Genomic DNA, 18243 nt, shown 5'->3' with positions numbered 1-18243 from the left:
TGGACCTATTTTATCTAAAATATTTCTCTATTAAATTTTCCTTTTCTATTTCTGATTTTTTCTTTCTTTCACTCGCTTCAAATTTCAATTTGTCGATTTCTTTTACATAGGATGCAAACTTGTCTTGTAGTTCTTTAGGTGGAATAGATATATCTATTCTTTTTAAATATTTATAATGTCTTTCATACTTTTCTGAATTTTCAATCTTTACAGAATGTAAAAAATAATATAAATATAATAAATTAATATTTTTATCATCAACTTTAATTAGCTGAGTTCCATCTGCTCCCCTAACAAAATCAAAATCAATATATTTAAAACAACAACTATGATCTCCAAACAAAATTAACGGATAGTCACTGATAGCAATCTCTTCATCTGTAAATCCAGATATTAAATAATTAGACTCCTGTGTAATAACAGGATATTTGCCATCCGTCATTATTTTTTCCTTTGGTAACTTTGTTTCACCATTTTTTACAGGCAATAGCAAATTCTCTAGCGAAATTTTTAAATAATTACCACCTTCAAACATCTCGACAAATTTTGATTTGATGTCTTCATCATATTTATCAATTGCATATTTTTGTTCTTCTATTACTAAATCTACTTTTTTAATTTCTTCGGTGATTTTTTCTTGTTCTTCAATAGGTGGAACTTGGATAATTAACTGTCTAACTTTTTGTATTGATGCTCTATAGTTTCTTGAAAATCTCTCATATTCTCCCTCAACCTGTAAGGCATAGACTAAATAATCAAGTAAAATTTTATCCGTTTTTAATCTCAAAACGCCACAATGGTCTGTGGGATAAAACTCTTTATTTGCTGAAATAGAATTGACCATCCAGTCGCCATCAATACCCCATAAAATCGATGGTTTTGAAAAATCAGTAATATTTTTCTTGTTAATCCTACCAAATTCTTCAAAAACATTAGCACTGTAAACAGGTATTTTCCCATCTTCTTCAAGTTCGTCATTTAGAATTCTATCTCCTATTGATAAATCAAATATTTTTTTATCAGATAGGTAATAGGTTGTTAAAGTTGGATCATCTTTTAAAATTTTAACCTTTCTAGTTTTTATTCCCTTATTAAATTGCACACTCCTAAAGTCTATCATATCTTTAGTATTTAGATAATAGTAGTATTCATCTAAGTCATCAATAGAGTATTCTTCTCCATAGAATGACTTTCTAATCAAAGATGCAAGGTTATTTTTGTCTCGCCTATCTTCACTATTATACAGCTTCCCACCAGAATTTGTTATCTGTATTCCTTCTTGTCCCTTTCTATTAGACCATTTATAGCCTAAAAATTCTTCTTGTTCTTTATTGTCGTTTGGTGCATTTATTATTAGAGTCCTTTCCTTATAAGTTAGGGAAAAATATTTAATTTTTTCTCTTTCAATTTCAAAAATATAGTCATAGAACATTTTATTTAAGATGATATCCTGCTCAGTTTTTTCTTTTTTTGTGAAAGTCTTTTGTTTTTTCTTTTTTTTAACAGAACTTAAGCCTAAAAAGCTTGACATATAATTTTTAAAATATTTATTTTTATATTCGTCATAGTTTAAGCCTTTATCAATGAATTTTTTATAATCTTCTATTTCTACGCCTATTGTTTTTAGATATTCCTTAAATATGATTTCATCTTCCCAATCTTTAAGAGCTTTCCCTTCTATAATAGAGTTCACGCTATCTTTTATCAAATCTACTTTTTTAGGCGGTTCATCAAACTTTTCTAAAAATAAAATTACTGTATTTGTTCCAGTTGCCCCAAAGGTTTTGCTAGATAAGGATACTACAGATCTAATTTTAAAGTTTTCTAGAATTGATTCACGTGCTACAATAAAGCTTTCATTTTCTTTATTTAGTATAGAGGAAGGAAGAATAACAGCAGCAACAGCCTTAGGCTTTAGAAGTTGTGAAATTCTTTCTACAAAAAGAGTTTCTATTTCAGAGCCTGTATTTTTAACTATATCCAAAACTTTAAAATCATTATTTTTAAGATTTAAATGTGGTTTGAAAGCAGAAACAGAATAAGGTGGATTTGCTACTAAAATATCAAAACTTTCAGGAATAATCTCTTTTTCCTTATAGTTTTCCAGTCCATCACCAAATACAATATTTCCTTCTCCAGCTCCATGCATGAATAGCGATATTTTCGATACTCTAGCAAGTCTATAATCTTTTTCTATGCCATAAATGTTGTCTCTTGCCCACGAGAAATCAATATTCATGTCTGGATCAAGAAAAATAAAAATATCATTGATAGCTTCAAAACCTTCTGTCAAAAAATGTCCAGCACCACAAGCATAATCAATTATTTTTGGAAAGTTTACTTTTTCATTCTGTCTTATTATTCTTTCTAAAGGAAGACTATCCCAAATAAAATGAGTGATAGGTACTGGTGTGAAAAATTGCCCTTCATTTTGCTTAAAACCCTTATTTAAAAGCTGTTCAAAAAGGTCTCCTAACATTTGTAGATTTTTTGATCCAATAATCCTATAGTTTTCAAATAGTTTTACAACTTCTACTAGAATTTTACCATTTTGAAGGAATAATTCTTCATTATGGACATCCTTAAATGCAAAGTCGTTATTTGTGTAGAACTTTAAGATACGTAGAGTATTGTCAAGCTCCTTAATTAATTCAGTTCTATTATTGCCTGTATATTGCTCTATGGTTCTTTTTGCATAATCTTCAGGTATGTAAAAAATATCTTCTTTCATAAATTTTTCCATACCTTCTTTGTGTAGACGTTGGAGTCTATCTTGTAAACTTTCATAAGTATCTGTTCCAACTTTGTATTGAAAATCGACAATATCTGTATCAGTTTTTTGTATTTCATCAACTAGTTTACATATAAAAAGTGCTACTAGCCTATTGAAGGCATTTTCTTTATCAGATACATTATTATGTCTTAATATCTCTTCAAATCTATTTACTTCCTTATCTTTTTCTGAAAAATCAATAAGATCTTGTTTTCTTAATGGTTTAACGCCAACTTGATAAGCTATAGAATCATCTCTAAATATAATGTCGCCCAATAATCTTTTTTCATAAGTTTCTTTCCAAACAGTATATAAATCTGGAACTGTATATGCATTTTTATAAAGAAGAATTGATAAATCCTTTTTTGCGAGTTCTATTAAGTTTTTATCATCACTACAGTTAATTGCACATGTTTTATAGTTAACTTCATTTCTATCAAGTGTGGATGCATATAGAACAAGCCATTTACAGTATTTTTCTTGTTGCCAATAAGAAAATAATTGTGCTCCATCGTTTAGAGTGTCTTTTAGGGCTTTATTATATTCTTTACCATAAGTTTTACATTCAATTATAAAAAGAGTTTTTCCGCTACTTTCTTTTACTAAAATATCTGCTCTACCACTTTTCTGATCATGTCCTAAAGACCATGTCTTTTCAATTTCTATATGTTCTGGTCGATAGCCTTTATCCATTAATCTTGTCACACATTCTAAAACAACAAAATTTTCAGAGTCAGAAAAATTACATGTACTTCTTTTATATACCATTAGACCTTTGTCTTCAGGATAGTTTATTTTTTCATTTTCAAAATCAACAGAAATGGAGCAATCAAATTCTGGGTACTTTTTTGTTAAATATCTTTCTTGATTTTTATTTTCTTCATATCCGATTAATTTTAGAACGTCTTTTAAATTTGATTTTGTTATCACTCCTAATCCTCCTTGATATCTATAATATCCTCAATTTTGCAATTCAAAGCTCTACATATTTTCTCTATTGTTTCAAGAGAAACGTAATCATCATTTTTAATCTGGTTGATATATTAGCACTATATCCAGCTTTCTTTTGTAAATCTGAAACACTCATATTTTTGTCTATCAATAAATGGAATAATTTTCGATATGTTATAGCCATGTGTACTCCTTGTAACAATACATAATTCACGAATAAATGAAAATATTCAATGAAAATATTATAACACATTTTACAACATAATCTTCACCTATTTTTTAAGACGGATATATTAATCTGAACCCGTAAAAACGGAATAATTTAATAATATTTTAAGCGGAATGTAATCTGTAATCAACAGGTGACATTCCGTTTAATTTTGTCTTTATCCTGTCTTCATTGTACCGTTTGATATATTTTTCTATCTCATTAATTAATTCATCATAACTTTTAAATTCAGCTCCATAATACATTTCTTGTTTGAGCACACCAAAGAAGTTTTCCATTGGAGAATTGTCTAGTCAATTCCCTTTTCTTGACATACTTCGAACTATGTTCATTTTTCCAATCGATTAGTTCATGAACTATGTTGGTAGTGAAATCCCTGATCTGAGTGTATAGTTAAGTTTTTAATATCTTTGTTTTTATCTAACGCTTTTTCTAGCATTGCATTGGTTAAGTTAATTGTTGGGTGATTACTTAGTGTATAGCTAATTACTACGCTATTGTATATGTCTAATATTGGTGATAAGTAAAGTTTCTTTTCTTGGCCTTTGATTCTAAATTCAGTTACATCTGTTAGTCATAACTCATTTGGTTTACTTGCTTTAAATCGTGTTTTTAAAAGAGTATTCGCTACCTTACCTATTTGTCCCTTGTACGATAAATATTTTCTCAATCTAGTCTTAAATTTAGAGCATAGTAAGGATTCTTCTCTCATAATTCTTAAAACTTTTTTATGATTGATATTAAATCCTTTATTCTTTAATACAATAGTCACTCTTCTATATCCGTATCTACCTCATATATTGTTAGAATTCTTTGCTTCTGTAATTTTTGATTCTAAATTATCACTAACCACCCTATAATTTCTTAAATCATAAATAATCTTATAGCTTCAAAATAATTTGGTACAACACAAATCTCAAATAAAGTCAAGGTCATAAATAATGATATTTTTTTAATAAACTATTTAAATGTTTTTTCATTTTATTCTCCTTAAAATATTTCTAAAGACAACGTAAATAACTATATTTCATAAAAATATCCTCCTTACTGGTTTGTCCAATAAAGAGGATACATATCAAAACCAAGTAAGAGAAATTTTTATGTTATTTTGATATATTTAATATTTTCACTATTTTTCTTCAAGCATATTTTCAAGCGTTCTCCAAGTAAGAACTGCACATTTTACTCTTGCTGGTAATTTACTTATATTTTTCAAAACTATTGCATCTTGAAGCTTTTCTAATTCTTTTTCATCAGTGATTTCATCCTTAATCATTTTAAGAAAAATTTCTACTACTTTTTTTGCATCTCCTATAGTCCTACCTTTTATAACATCTATCATCATAGATGTTGATGCTTGAGAAATAGCACAACCAACTCCTTCATATGTAGCATCTTTTATTATTCCATCTTCAATTTTTAGATTTAGGATTAATTCATCGCCACAAGATGGATTAAATCCTAATTCTGAATCTGTTTTATCGTCTAAAGATCTCTTCTTTGATTTATCCATACTATGTTCTTTTATAAGTTCTGTGTATAATTGATTAATTTCCATAAAAGACCTCTCTAACTTTTTTTAGCGTATTTATAAATTTGTCGATTTCCTCAAATGTATTGTAAAATGCAACTGATACTCTACAAGATGAATTTATTCCTAAATATCTGTGAAGTACCTGTGCACAATGATGCCCTGCTCTTATCGCAACATTTTCAAAATTAAAAATTTGAGAAACATCGTGAGGATGCACACCATTAACTGTGAATATTATATTCACTCCAGAAAAGTTTTTTGTTGGTACATATATTTTTATAAAGTCTAATTTTTGCATTTCTCTTAAAGCATATAAAATTAGCTTATTTTCTCTATCTCTAATATTTTTTAAACCAATATTATTTATATAATCAATCGCAACTGCAAGTGAATATGCTGCCGAAATATTTTGACTTCCTCCTTCAAATTTGTTTGGGGCTGGTGTAAATGTAGTTTTTTGCTCATGCACATACTCTATCATATCACCTCCATATATTAATGGATTTATATAGGATAATAATTCTTTTTTACCATAAAGAACACCAATACCCTGCCCAGAGTAAATCTTATGCCCTGAAAAAGCTAAAAAATCACAATTAAATTTTTGAACATCAATATCTTTATGTGCTACATATTGTGCCGCATCCACAATTGTTATAGCCCCTATATCTTTTGCTCTTGAAATCATTTTTGTAATAGGAACATCAAATGAAAGTACATTTGATTGAGCTGTGAAAGATACTATTTTGGTATTCTTGTTTAATTTTGATTCAAAATCATTTATATCAAAGTTTAAGTACTCATCAAGATAGAAATAAACTAAGCTTGCACCAGTCTGCTCACATATGAACTGCCAATTAACTAAATTGGCATGATGTTCTGCAACGGATATTAATACTTCATCACCTTTTTTTAGTTTTTTTAACCCATATCCATATGCAATTAAATTTATTGATTCTGTAGTACCTTTTGTAAATATAATATTATCCGAACATGGTGCATTTATAAATTGTGCAACTTTTTTTCTTGCTTTTTCATATAGTTGCGTACTTCTTACAGCAATTTCATATGCACCTCTATTAATATTAGAGTTATGGTGAATATAATAATCAGAAATAGCATCAATTACAACTTTTGGCTTCTGTGTGGTTGCCGACGAATCCAAGTATACTGTATCTTTATTTAATTCACTTGAAAAGAAGGGAAACTCCCTTCTTACTTTATCTATATCCATATTTTCCCTTAAATTTATTTTTTTATACCATCTCTTATTTCTTCTAAAATTTCTTCGGCAATTTCTTCATTTTCTATTAAGTCTAGAACCGGTTTAATCTTAGATTCAATTATAATTTTTTTTGCTGCAAGTGAATCAAATCCTCTTGAAGTTATATAAAATAACATATCTTTATCTATTCTACCGGCTGATGCTGCATGATTTCCTACTATATCATGTTCTCTTGCTAAAAGTATTGGTACTGCTCTATTGACTACAGTCGGAATCTAAAAGCGTCACAAACTCTTCTTCATTTCCTTCTGAAAGAGTACATCCTTTCTTAAAGTCTAATGTACCCGCAAATCTTTTTTTTGCTTTATCCTTTAATACTCCATTTACTACCATATCGGATATTGTCTTTTGTCCTATATGTGTCATTACATATCCTAAATCAAGATATCTACTTTTATCTACAAAATATGCTGTTCTAATCATTGAGTTAGCACTTTCTTCTTTAAGATTTACTGCATAATTTGAATAAGACTTATTAAATCCAATCTCAATATGAATTAGTTCTACATTTGCTCCTGACTCAATGTCTGAAACAATTGAAGTATAACTTTCAGATTCTTTTGATAGTCTTTGAATTAAAATAATTTTTAATTTAGAATTTTTTTCTGCTTTTATTTTTATAACGGTATTTCTAAGTGACTTTTGCCCCTTAGATGATTGATAATCAAGAAGCAAACTTGCATTTGATCCTTCTTTTACATTTATAGCATGTAAATCTGATAAATAAAATTTATCGTTATCTAAAATATATTTTTCCTCAATCTTTTCTTCATCGGTAAATTCATAATATTTTTCATAATTTCTATAGATTTCATTTATCTTAAGTACTTCTTCGCTTAATCCATATTTAATGTTATTAAATTGTGAATGAAATTCATCAGAAACTTTCTTTTCTATTTTATCTTGCTCTATTTTTAAATGTTCTAAATTTAGATTCACATGATTAGAATCTAAATATCTCCAAGTAATTGTAGGAAGTGTATTAACTTTTGTCATTTTGCCCCCCTATCCAATTGAGCCTACAAGCTCAAGGTTTATTAAATTATTCATTTCTACAGCATATTCCATAGGTAGTTCTTTTGCAATAGGTTCTGCAAATCCACGAACTAACATTGCCTTCGCATCTTCTTCTGAGAGTCCTCTACTCATTAGGTAGAAAATTTTAGACTCATCAATTCTACCAATTTTAGCTTCATGTCCTAAGTCTACATCATCATTTTCTATAATCATTACTGGAATGGTATCCGAAACAGATTCTCTATCTAACATTAAAGATTCACAATTTACATTTGATTTTGAACCTGCTGCATTTTCCTTAAAATGAACTAATCCCCTATAATATGCCTCTCCGCCAGATTTTGAAATAGATTTTGCGTTTATTGTTGAATATGTGTTTGGTGCTGCATGCTCTACCTTTGTGCCTGTGTCTAAAATTTGTCCATTATTAGCAAAAGAAATACCAGTATAATCAGATTTTGCATTTTCACCAATTAGTACCGATGATGGATAAAGCATAGATACTGCTGACCCAAATGATCCTGATATCCATTCAAGATGTGCATCTTGCCAAACAATACCTCTTTTAGTGTTTAAGTTGTACATATTTCTAGACCAATTTTCTATTGTAGAATATCTTAAATGTGACTCTTCTCTAACAAATAGCTCAACTGCTCCGGCATGTATATTTACAACATTATATTTTGGTGCTGAACAACCTTCTATATAATGAACATATGCTCCTTCATCTACATAAATAAACGTGTGTTCAAATTGTCCTGCCCCTGGTGCATTTGATCTAAAATAAGATTGTATTGGAATATCAACATAAGTTCCTTTTGGGATGTAAACAAATGAGCCCCCCGACCATACAGCATAATGTAGAGCTGCATATTTGTGTAAATCTGGCATTACAGCTTTTCCAAACCATCTTTTTAGCAATGCAGCATACTTTTGAACTGCTTCTTCCATATTTACATAAATAACACCCATATCTGTTAAATAATTTTTAACATTATGATATACTGTTTCTGAATCATATTGTGCACTAACTCCTGCCAGAGAATCAATCTCTGCTTGTGGTATACCTAAATCGTAAAATGTTTGTTTTATATCATCAGGCAATGTATCCCATACATTACTATCTCTAGCTTCTGGTTTTATATATAAAGTGATTTCATCCATATCGATTTCTGATAAATCTGGTCCCCATGTTGGATTTTCTTGTTCATAATATAACTTCATACCTTCAAGTCTTTTTTCTAGCATCCATTCTGGTTCATTTTTTTCTTCTGAAATTAATCTAATCACATGTTCTGTTAGACCTTTTTCAGATTTTTTAGAATATTTAAATTCATTTTTCTTATCAAATATACCTCTATCGATATCGGCAACTTGAGTTCTTTTAGTCATTTGTTACCTCATCTCTAAATTTTTGGTAACCATATTTTTCAATCTCTTGAATTAAGCTTGAATCACCTGATTTAACTATTTTACCATCTATTATTACATGAACTTTGTCTGGTACAATACTCTCTAAAATAGAACTATGATGAGTAATTATTAATGCTGATTTTTCCTTATTTAAAAATTTATCAACTTCTTTTGACACAGTTTTTGTAGCATCAACATCAAGTCCTGAATCAGTTTCATCAAGCATAACAAATTTTGGATCCATCATTTTCATTTGTAGTATTTCATTTTTCTTTTTTTCACCACCAGAAAATCCCACATTTACATATCTATTTGCATAATCTGCCTTAAAGCCTAATTCTTCCAATTGTTTTTTTAATCCTCTTCTAAAATTTAATAATTGAGGTTTTTCTCCAGTTAAGTTTATCTGAGCAGTCCTAATAAAGTTATCTACACTAACTCCTTCTATTTCTTCTGGATTTTGAAATGATAGAAACATCCCTAATTTAGCTCTTTTATCTGTAGATAATTCTGAAATATCTTCTCCTTCGAAATATATCTCACCGTCTGTAACTTCATAGTCTGGATAATCCATAAGTACCTTGGTTAATGTAGATTTTCCTGAGCCATTTGGGCCCATAATAACATGAACTTCACCTTTTCTAATTTCTAAATTAATTCCTTTTAATATCTTCTTTTCTTCAATTTGAGCATGAAGATTTGTAATTTGTAGCATATATCCCCCCTATTAATGTCTACTAATTTAGTATGAATTAAGTTTAAATTTTTTAATTCGATAAGCTATTATTATTTTCATTTATTTGCAAATATACTCTAGATAATAAATCTACAGAATTTGTATTTTTAATAATATCTTTTTTTAGATCTAATTTTTTTTTTGTTTATTTCTTCTTGATTTTCAAAGTAATTCCAAAGATTATATGGATGACTTCGTTCTAATTTTTTCATTAAGTTTTCTATTTCGTCTATACGTATATTATATGTTTTTTTATCAATTTTGTATGTGCTACTAGATAATTTTTTAGCTTTTTTGTTAAAATAATTGATTTTCTCAAATTTAAATTCTTTTAGTGACTTAAAAAATTTATTTCCTAAATCTATATTATTAGAATTATCATTTACAAAATATGATGTTTTACTTAATATATGCTTAATAGTATCATAAATTTTATTGTTTCTAATACTATTAATAAATTTTATATTTTCAACGTTATATTTAAGTTTATACTTTAATTCATCTATTTGTCGTTGTAAATCATAAAATTCTATTCGGCCTAATAAATCTGCTATAATTTCAACTTTCTGATTATCTTCAATATAATTTGATAAAGAGTTCATTTCTTGAATCTTAAATTCTAGAATTAGAAATTCTAATATTTTTTCTTTATTTTCTAGCTCTAATCTTCCAAAGTGATATGTGTATATTTCTTCATGATAAATAGACATTATATATTTTTCAACAACCCAATAAGTTAATAATTTTATTAATTTTTCTTTGTACATTTTTTCTTTCTTCATACGTGTTATTATATCATAAATATGATTATTTCAATAATATAAAATAATTGGACAGAAATTTCTGTCCAATTATTTTAATATTTATTTAATACCTTTTGTACTTCTTTTATAATTACATCTACTCCATCTCTTACTAAATGGGTCCTATCTGATGCTAAATATTCTGGATGTTCGTTCGCTATACTATACCAGTCTATTACTTCGACATCAGATTTATCTTTTGCATAACTTTTTAATAATTCATTAGCTTTTCTTTCCCATGCAACCGGAGCTTTTATTGTAAAAAATATTTTTTTTGATTCTGGAAAATATGAAATTATTTTATCTAAATGCATTTCAGTAAACATTCCATTTGTGCCTAGTGAAAAAATAACTGCTGTATTTTTAGAATCATAATTTTTATACTTTTCTGCAACATCAAATGATCTATACAACTGTCTACTAACTTTTGCGTCTACAATTGTGTTTGGATATTCTTGAAGTAATTTATCGCCTATATTTACTCCAAGTGAATCTCCAATAAGTACTAACTGATTATATTCTTTTGTTTTTTCTTTTTGTGTTTCTTTTTGCGTTTCTTTTTCTATTATATTATCTTCTTTTTCTTTTTTAGTTTCAGAATTTGGTCTATTATTTTCTTTTTCTTTTTTAGTTTCAGAATTTGGTCTATTATTTTCTGGTTCTTTGTTTTTATTTGGTTTTCCATCTGCAATTAATTGATCTTCCAAATCAACATTTCGTTTTGTATTAATAAAAGCTGTTGAGACAACAGGAACAGATATCCCTGTTAATCCTAATATAAAAAGTGCTAAAAATGGATAAAATACTATAGACTTGAATATTACAGTCCATCCATTTTTATCAATTGTTTTCATAAATCCATATTTGTTTATCGGTTTTTCAATGTACCTATAGGAAACTCCAGCAATCATTATAACAAATAATAATCTTATTAATGTAAGATATATATTTGGTGATGCTCTTTCTCCAACAGTTTGAGTTAGTACAATAATCGGATAATGCCATAAAAATATCCCATATGAATATCGTCCGGGTAATGTAAGAAATTTTAATTTTGAAAATATTTTAGTGATTATATTTGCATCCGATCCAATAGTATATATCAACAATAGCGAATTTAATGCAAATAGTAAGAATCCATATCTATAAACCCAACTATAGAATTCTGATGCATTTAGTACAAAAAACACGAACACTGCTAGTGATAATATTCCACCTAAGTTAATTAGTAAAAATTTTTTGGTATCCGGCTTACTTTTTAAAAAGTCAATTGGTCTAAAATAATATCCTAACACCCCAATTATAATGGTATATATTCTTGTATCTGTACCATAATATACTCTGCTTACATTATGCTCATCAAATAATATATTTTGCAATAAAAAACTTCCTATTGCCATTATTATCATTAAACCTAAAAAGGCATTGTATTTGTTAAAAATATTTAATCTTCCAAAAGCCCTAAAGAGTATATTAATTATTAAAAATGATTGCAAGAGAACTGCTATATACCATAAATGTTTGAATGGGTTCACTATAAAATTATCAAAATATCCTATATTTCTAAATATTAATCCCCAGTTGGAGGTAAATGTAAGACCAGTTATTGCATCAATATTAGAATTTTCTAATACTGGTTTATTAAACATAGTTATAAATATCATGATTAGAAATATCATAAAAAATAATCCAGGCCATAATTGTCTAAATCTCTTCATAATGATTTGTTTAAGGCTGATATCTTGATTTTTAGACATTGAATGTGCTAGTAAATATCCAGATATAACAAAAAATAAATCTACTCCTATGAATCCTCCTGGTAATAGCCCCTTGTCGACATGATAAATAACTATAAAAATTATAGCTATTGTTTTTAATAAATTTAATCCTGCTGCTTCTCTTTTCTTCATATTAACCTCTATACCTTTATATTTTAACATATTTAAAAGATTATATAAAATAAAATCTAATTTGCATTAAATTATTATTTTACATATAATAAACTATAGAATAACAAATAGGAGGTTATTATGACCGATTTTAATAATGGTTCTGTGAAAGTTTCTCATAATATTATTGAACAATTAATCGCAGAAACAGCACTTCAAGTTGAAGGCGTTAAACACGTGATAGGATATAAAGGAAATAAAATAGAAAAAAATAAAAAAGATGGCGTTATTGCAGTAGTTGATGATAATGATATCAAAATTGCCTTAAGTGTTTCTTTAGATGGCATGAAAGATATTTATGCTACAACTGAAAAAATACAAAAATCTATTAACGAACAAATTCATACAATGTTAGGATTTGATGTAAAGGAAGTTAATGTATTTGTAAAATCTGTATAGTACTAATTATAGTGAATACCAAAAACATTTTTGGTATTCACTTTTTTGTTTTAATTTATATAAAAAGATTCAACAAATATTTGTTGAACCTTTATTTATTCATTAACCTATACGATATAACCATTATTCCCAATAATAAATAGAGTACAAGAAAAATAATATTTTTCTTTTTATTTAATCTTTTATAGTAAATAAACTGATTAAATGCCATCATTATAAAAACTATCCCTAAGAGTAAATACGAATAAAAATGTGGTATTTTTTTATATGATTCATATATAATAACTCCCATCATTATAAATATAACTATATTAGTCATTCTTATAAATTTAATTTGTTTTTTTAATTGTGATTTTGAATCATTTGTCTGATTATTTTCCATCTTTGTAAAACTCCAATATTTTAGTAATCGTATTATTTAAATAAATTCCCTCTATTTCTTCTAACTTTCCTGAATCTACTTTTTTTACAATTTCTTGATCTAATGGTATTTCATCTAATAAATCTATATTATTTTTCTCAATAATGTTTTTCGTATTACTTTCTCCAAAAATATTGTATCTTTTCTTTGTGTCTGGGGCGACAAAATATGAATAATTTTCAACTAATCCAATAATAGGAATCTCTACTTTTTTTGCCATATTCATTGCTTTTTCAACTATTACTGAAACAAGTTCTTGAGGACTAGTTACTACTATAATACCCATCAATGGGATAGATTGAAATACTGTTAGCTGTGGATTTGTGGTACCTGGTGGTAAATCTACAAACATAAAGTCCACATCTCCCCATGCTATATCAGTCCATAATTGCCTTATTGCTGATGTTAATAATGGAGCTCTCCAAATTATAGCTGAAGATTCATCATCTAAAAGTAAGTTTGAAGAAACAACTTTTATACCATTTTTAGTTAATAAAGGTTCTACTCCTTTATCTGTCATAATCAATCTATCTTTAAGACCATAGGCTCTTGGTATTGAAGGACCAGTAATATCAGCATCTAGTATGGCTGTTTTATAACCTCTTTTATTCATTTCAGATGCTAATAGAGATGTTACAAAAGATTTTCCAACTCCACCCTTACCACTTACAATTGCTATAACATTTTTTATATTACTATTTTCATTTTGATCTAAGCGAAATTGTGCTCTTTTTTCTCTGTCATCTAAATTTGAATTCATAAATTATCCCCTCAATTACAATATCTCTCTTAATTTTCCAGTTATTTTATACTCTACTTTTTTTAATTCAGATATGTTTTTTACTCCTAATAGAAACATAACTAATTTAGTGCTGTAAATAAGATTTTCTAAATAATCTTTGCCTTGATCATATCCTCCATGTAATACATGTTTTAATAATTCTCCAGCCACTGAAACATAATCTGCACCAATGATCAATGCTTTCACAATATCAAGCCCTGTTTTTATGCCTCCACTTGCAATTATTTTTAATTCATCACTTACGCTTCTAGCATTCAAGACTGATTTTGCAGTAGGCACTCCCCATTCATACAAATATGAGAAATCATTTCTATAATTTTTAAGATTTTCCATTTCAACAATATTTGTTCCACCGTATCCACTAATGTCTATATACTTAACCCCACAATCAAATAAAGTTTTTACAGTTTTTTTACTCATTCCACTTCCTTTTTCCTTAACAATTAGGTGGTTAGAATGAACATCTGCTATATTTTTTATATTTTCAATAACTTTAGTAAAATCTTTATCTCTATCATAACTAACGGCTTCCTGTGTACTATTCAAGTAAATACTTACCGCTTTAGCATTTATCTTATTCATTGCAATTTCTATTTCTTCTAGACTTGCTCTGTACGAAAGATTTGAAATCAAAATATTATCATAACAGTTATTTCTATCTATATATAATTGTGATAAATCTTCATCTGTCAAATTTTCCTGCTGAATCCAATCCCAAGTGGTAAATTAAAGTTTTTCGCTAAAAGATGTAATTTTTCATTTATATCATATCCTAACTCTGAACCACCAGCAATGGGACTAATCAACAGTGGAAATGAAATTTCCTTTCCAAATATCTTAGTTCGTGTGTCTATTTCATCAAATTTTATTTCTGGAAGGGAATTATGTTCGATATATATATCCTTAAGTAGAGTATCTCCCGATGTTTGCGTTAATAGCGTATTATTAATATATAAATCTTTTTTGTAGTCCATAATGTACGCTTTCTTTATTTACTTTGTGATAATTCTAATTTTTTTGTTTGGTCTTCTAGTACTAGAGCATCTATCATGTCCTCAATATCCCCATTTAAATATGAGTCAAGTTGATAAATCGTTTTATTTATTCTATGATTTGTAACTCTTCCTTGAGGAAAGTTATAAGTTCTAATTTTTTCGGATCTATCTCCAGTTCCAACTTGAGATTTTCTATCGTCAGCAAATTCTTTTTGCTGTTCTTCTATCATATGTTCATAAATTTTTGCATAAAGAACTTTTAACGCCTTTGCTTTATTTTTATGTTGTGATTTTTCATCTTGACAGCTTACTACAAGTCCTGATGGTATATGTGTAATACGTACAGCTGAGTCTGTTGTGTTGACATGCTGTCCACCCGCTCCTGAAGCTCTAAAATAATCAATTCTTAAATCTGTTGACTCATTAATTTCAATATCTACTTCTTCCGCCTCAGGCAATACCGCAACAGTTGCTGTAGACGTATGAATACGTCCTGATGTTTCTGTTTGAGGTACTCTTTGAACTCTGTGCACACCTGATTCGTATTTTAATCTTGAGTATGCCCCTTCACCTTTAACCATAAATATAACTTCTTTAATTCCACCAATACCCTGTTCTGAAAGTTCTAAAAGTTCTGTTTTATACCCAGACTTAGATGCGTACATTTCATACATTCTATATAGTTCACCTGCAAAAAGTCCTGCCTCATCACCACCTGCTCCAAATCTTATCTCTACAAATACATCTTTATGATCATTTGGATCTTTAGGGATTAATAAAAATGTGATTTTATCTTCTAATTTTTCTAATTTTGACTGTGAATCCTTTATTTCTTCATTTAATAGATTTATCATGTCATCTTCTTCAGCAATATCCAACATTTCTTTATTCTCTTGAATTCTTTGCTCATTGCTTCTATATTCTTCAAGAGCCATTACTATCGGCTTTAATTCGTTATATTCTCTATTAACTTTTTTCCACTCATCCATCTTAGTTAATAATTCTGGATCAGCTAGTTTTTTTTCTAATTCATAATAATTTTCTCTAGTTTTCTCTAATTGTTCAAACATAATTCTCCTACCACTACTCTATCTAAGTTATTATAATCTTTTAGTACTTTTATTTTATCATATCCATTATCTTTTAGTAGATTCGTAACTATTTTTGATTGCTGATATCCTATTTCAAAAAATATCTTCCCACCCTTGTTCAGGTGATGTATAGAATCTTCTATTATTTTTTTATAAATTTCGTAACCCTTAATCCCACCTACAAGTGCATTCTTAGGCTCTTTGTATAACAATTTATCAACTTTTTCATATTCTGATTCGGTAAGATATGGTGGATTCGAAACTATAATATCAAACTTCTCAGTTATATTATCAAACACATCAGAAAGTATAAATTTAACATCTGCTTTATATTTTTCTGAATTTTTTTTAGCTATATCTATAGCTTTTCTTGAGACATCTGATGCATAAACTAATATTTTTTTTTCTTTTGAAATACTTATTGCTATCGCTCCACTTCCCGTACCTATATCTAAAACTTTCTTATTTTCAATATCTTCTTTTAAGACTTCTTCTACCAATATTTCTGTTTCTGGTCTAGGAATTAAAACATCTTCATTTACAATAAAATCTCTACCATAAAAGTTCCACTTTCCAATCGCATATTGTAAAGGTAAATCGTCTTTGATTTTTCTTTGAATTTCTAAAAATTCTTCAACTATGCATTTATCTAGTATTCTATTTTTATTTAATTTAATATATGATGACGTACAATCTAATAAATATTGTAGTATAATTTCCGAATATCTATAATCAGAATTAATTAGCTCAGATATTGTCTTACCACTCATCTGCGTGTTCATCCTCAGGTATAACCATTTTCATAGCTTCTATCGCTACTTCTATCATATCATCTTTAGGTTCTCTAACAGTCCCGATATATTGGACAAACATACCTGGTTTAGCAAGTAATTTTGATAATAGAGAGTCCGATTTACCCATCCATCTATTTAACTCATATGTTATACCTACTAAAATAGGAATAATTATAATTCTAGTGATAAATCTAAGAATAGGATTTGGCCATCCAAAAAGAGCTAAGACTAAGGCTGATATAATAACCATATTAAACATAAAGCTAGTACCACATCTTGGATGTAGCATAGAGTACTTTCTTACATTTTTTACAGTTAACTCTTCTCCATGTTCATAACAAGTTATTGTTTTGTGTTCTGCTCCATGGTATTCAAAAACTCGTTTTATATCTTTTAATTGAGAAATTACCATTACATATATTATAAATAAAGCCACTCTTATCAATCCCTCTAATAAATTTAATAAAAATACAGATTTTATGCTATCTCTAAAAAGATTAGATACCCATGTAGGTCCATAAAAAAAACCTACTATAAAAACAATAATCATAAAAAAAGATAACATACTATTAAATATATTTTCAATGTTTTGTCTTAATTTAGATTTTTCTTTTTTATCTTCTTCAATAAAACTTACAGAATAATCTATAGCTTTAATACCATTAGTTATGGCGTCATATAATGCACCCATTCCTCTGAAAAAAGGATATTTAAATATTTTATATTTTTTATCTATTTCTGTTCTATCGATAATTTTAGTCTCTATTTCTCCATCTGGTTTTCTTACTGCTATTGAAGTTTGGTATGGACCTTTCATAAGTATACCTTCAAATAGTGCTTGTCCACCTATGGTTGTTTTTTTTATTTTTTCCATATTGTTTCTCCTTATTGACATTATAACATTATATCATATTTAATGATTAAGCTCTAACCTTAATATAAATATATAGAAAGTTTTTTAGCAAAATAAATAGTTTTATTCTCAATTAAATTCATGAAAAAAGAGATAGCTATCAACTATCTCTTTTTTCAAAGTTATAAAAATATTTTA

20 protein-coding genes and 2 pseudogenes are annotated in these 18243 nt (G+C 27.8%); 1 reads left to right on the top strand and 21 read right to left on the bottom strand.

The features are described from left to right. Positions 1 to 10: 10 nt before the first annotated feature. The 14 genes and pseudogenes from AC4KN9_RS01710 to AC4KN9_RS01645 all read right to left on the bottom strand — a co-directional run bounded on the left by AC4KN9_RS01710 (position 11) and on the right by AC4KN9_RS01645 (position 12651). Positions 11 to 3703: an N-6 DNA methylase gene (locus tag AC4KN9_RS01710; RefSeq protein ID WP_491016951.1), complete on the bottom strand. Its 3693-nt coding sequence runs from the start codon at positions 3701 to 3703 to the stop codon at positions 11 to 13. A 2-nt stretch (positions 3704 to 3705) separates the two neighbouring features. Continuing rightward, positions 3706 to 3771, bottom strand: a complete 66-nt coding sequence (locus AC4KN9_RS01705; protein WP_491017917.1) for a helix-turn-helix domain-containing protein — start codon at positions 3769 to 3771, stop codon at positions 3706 to 3708. Next, positions 3768 to 3908 carry a helix-turn-helix domain-containing protein gene (locus AC4KN9_RS01700; protein ID WP_491016950.1) on the bottom strand — a complete coding sequence of 47 codons (141 nt, stop codon included), beginning with the start codon at positions 3906 to 3908 and terminating at the stop codon, positions 3768 to 3770. The genes AC4KN9_RS01705 and AC4KN9_RS01700 overlap by 4 nt, the downstream gene beginning before the upstream one ends. A gap of 149 nt (positions 3909 to 4057) precedes the next feature. Beyond that, a complete protein-coding gene (locus AC4KN9_RS01695; RefSeq protein WP_491016949.1) occupies positions 4058 to 4231 on the bottom strand; it encodes an IS3 family transposase in 174 nt (57 codons plus the stop codon). Between the two features lie 71 nt (positions 4232 to 4302). Then, a pseudogene (locus tag AC4KN9_RS01690) lies at positions 4303 to 4512 on the bottom strand (DDE-type integrase/transposase/recombinase); the annotation flags it as partial. 15 nt (positions 4513 to 4527) lie between these two features. Further along, a pseudogene (locus AC4KN9_RS01685) lies at positions 4528 to 4734 on the bottom strand (IS3 family transposase); the annotation flags it as partial. Between the two features lie 348 nt (positions 4735 to 5082). Then, a complete protein-coding gene (gene sufU, locus AC4KN9_RS01680; protein WP_491016948.1) occupies positions 5083 to 5511 on the bottom strand; it encodes a Fe-S cluster assembly sulfur transfer protein SufU in 429 nt (142 codons plus the stop codon). Continuing rightward, positions 5501 to 6721 carry a SufS family cysteine desulfurase gene (locus tag AC4KN9_RS01675; protein WP_491016947.1) on the bottom strand — a complete coding sequence of 407 codons (1221 nt, stop codon included), beginning with the start codon at positions 6719 to 6721 and terminating at the stop codon, positions 5501 to 5503. The genes sufU and AC4KN9_RS01675 overlap by 11 nt, the downstream gene beginning before the upstream one ends. A 14-nt stretch (positions 6722 to 6735) precedes the next feature. Next, positions 6736 to 6933 (bottom strand): SufD family Fe-S cluster assembly protein, encoded by a 198-nt coding sequence (locus tag AC4KN9_RS01670; protein WP_491017916.1) that lies wholly within the window; start codon positions 6931 to 6933, stop codon positions 6736 to 6738. A 34-nt stretch (positions 6934 to 6967) separates the two neighbouring features. Further along, a complete protein-coding gene (locus AC4KN9_RS01665; RefSeq protein WP_491016946.1) occupies positions 6968 to 7768 on the bottom strand; it encodes a SufB/SufD family protein in 801 nt (266 codons plus the stop codon). 9 nt (positions 7769 to 7777) lie between these two features. Further along, positions 7778 to 9181: a Fe-S cluster assembly protein SufB gene (sufB, locus tag AC4KN9_RS01660; RefSeq protein ID WP_491016945.1), complete on the bottom strand. Its 1404-nt coding sequence runs from the start codon at positions 9179 to 9181 to the stop codon at positions 7778 to 7780. Beyond that, positions 9174 to 9917: a Fe-S cluster assembly ATPase SufC gene (gene sufC, locus AC4KN9_RS01655; RefSeq protein WP_491016944.1), complete on the bottom strand. Its 744-nt coding sequence runs from the start codon at positions 9915 to 9917 to the stop codon at positions 9174 to 9176. The genes sufB and sufC overlap by 8 nt, the downstream gene beginning before the upstream one ends. Positions 9918 to 10045: 128 nt before the next feature. Then, positions 10046 to 10705 (bottom strand): hypothetical protein, encoded by a 660-nt coding sequence (locus AC4KN9_RS01650; protein ID WP_491016943.1) that lies wholly within the window; start codon positions 10703 to 10705, stop codon positions 10046 to 10048. A gap of 89 nt (positions 10706 to 10794) precedes the next feature. Continuing rightward, on the bottom strand, positions 10795 to 12651 hold the full coding sequence (locus AC4KN9_RS01645) for an acyltransferase family protein (RefSeq protein ID WP_491016942.1): 1857 nt from the start codon (positions 12649 to 12651) through the stop codon (positions 10795 to 10797). A 120-nt stretch (positions 12652 to 12771) separates the two neighbouring features. Here AC4KN9_RS01645 and AC4KN9_RS01640 point away from each other — a divergent pair, with 120 nt between their 5' ends. Then, positions 12772 to 13089 carry an Asp23/Gls24 family envelope stress response protein gene (locus AC4KN9_RS01640; protein ID WP_491016941.1) on the top strand — a complete coding sequence of 106 codons (318 nt, stop codon included), beginning with the start codon at positions 12772 to 12774 and terminating at the stop codon, positions 13087 to 13089. A gap of 91 nt (positions 13090 to 13180) precedes the next feature. Here AC4KN9_RS01640 and AC4KN9_RS01635 read toward each other — a convergent pair whose 3' ends face one another. Genes AC4KN9_RS01635 through AC4KN9_RS01605 form a run of 7 tightly spaced genes read right to left on the bottom strand, consistent with a single transcriptional unit; the run spans position 13181 to position 18066 of the window. Beyond that, a complete protein-coding gene (locus AC4KN9_RS01635) occupies positions 13181 to 13471 on the bottom strand; it encodes a VanZ family protein (protein WP_491016940.1) in 291 nt (96 codons plus the stop codon). Next, positions 13461 to 14270, bottom strand: a complete 810-nt coding sequence (locus AC4KN9_RS01630) for an Mrp/NBP35 family ATP-binding protein (RefSeq protein WP_491016939.1) — start codon at positions 14268 to 14270, stop codon at positions 13461 to 13463. Before AC4KN9_RS01630 ends, AC4KN9_RS01635 begins: the two co-directional genes overlap by 11 nt. A gap of 15 nt (positions 14271 to 14285) precedes the next feature. Next, positions 14286 to 15005 (bottom strand): alpha-hydroxy-acid oxidizing protein, encoded by a 720-nt coding sequence (locus AC4KN9_RS01625; protein ID WP_491016938.1) that lies wholly within the window; start codon positions 15003 to 15005, stop codon positions 14286 to 14288. Continuing rightward, entirely contained in the window at positions 15002 to 15286 is a 285-nt protein-coding gene (locus AC4KN9_RS01620; protein WP_491016937.1) for a hypothetical protein, read from the bottom strand. The genes AC4KN9_RS01625 and AC4KN9_RS01620 overlap by 4 nt, the downstream gene beginning before the upstream one ends. Positions 15287 to 15300: 14 nt before the next feature. Beyond that, entirely contained in the window at positions 15301 to 16377 is a 1077-nt protein-coding gene (gene prfA, locus AC4KN9_RS01615; protein WP_491016936.1) for a peptide chain release factor 1, read from the bottom strand. After that, on the bottom strand, positions 16362 to 17168 hold the full coding sequence (gene prmC, locus AC4KN9_RS01610) for a peptide chain release factor N(5)-glutamine methyltransferase (RefSeq protein WP_491016935.1): 807 nt from the start codon (positions 17166 to 17168) through the stop codon (positions 16362 to 16364). Before prmC ends, prfA begins: the two co-directional genes overlap by 16 nt. Then, on the bottom strand, positions 17158 to 18066 hold the full coding sequence (locus AC4KN9_RS01605) for a DUF1385 domain-containing protein (protein WP_491016934.1): 909 nt from the start codon (positions 18064 to 18066) through the stop codon (positions 17158 to 17160). Before AC4KN9_RS01605 ends, prmC begins: the two co-directional genes overlap by 11 nt. Between the last annotated feature and the right edge of the window lie 177 nt (positions 18067 to 18243).

It is taken from the genome of Helcococcus sp. SA-HE-C1 (assembly GCF_985670335.1).
The sequence above is the reverse complement of the archived record's forward strand: the minus strand, read 5'-3'. Positions and strand labels throughout refer to the sequence as shown.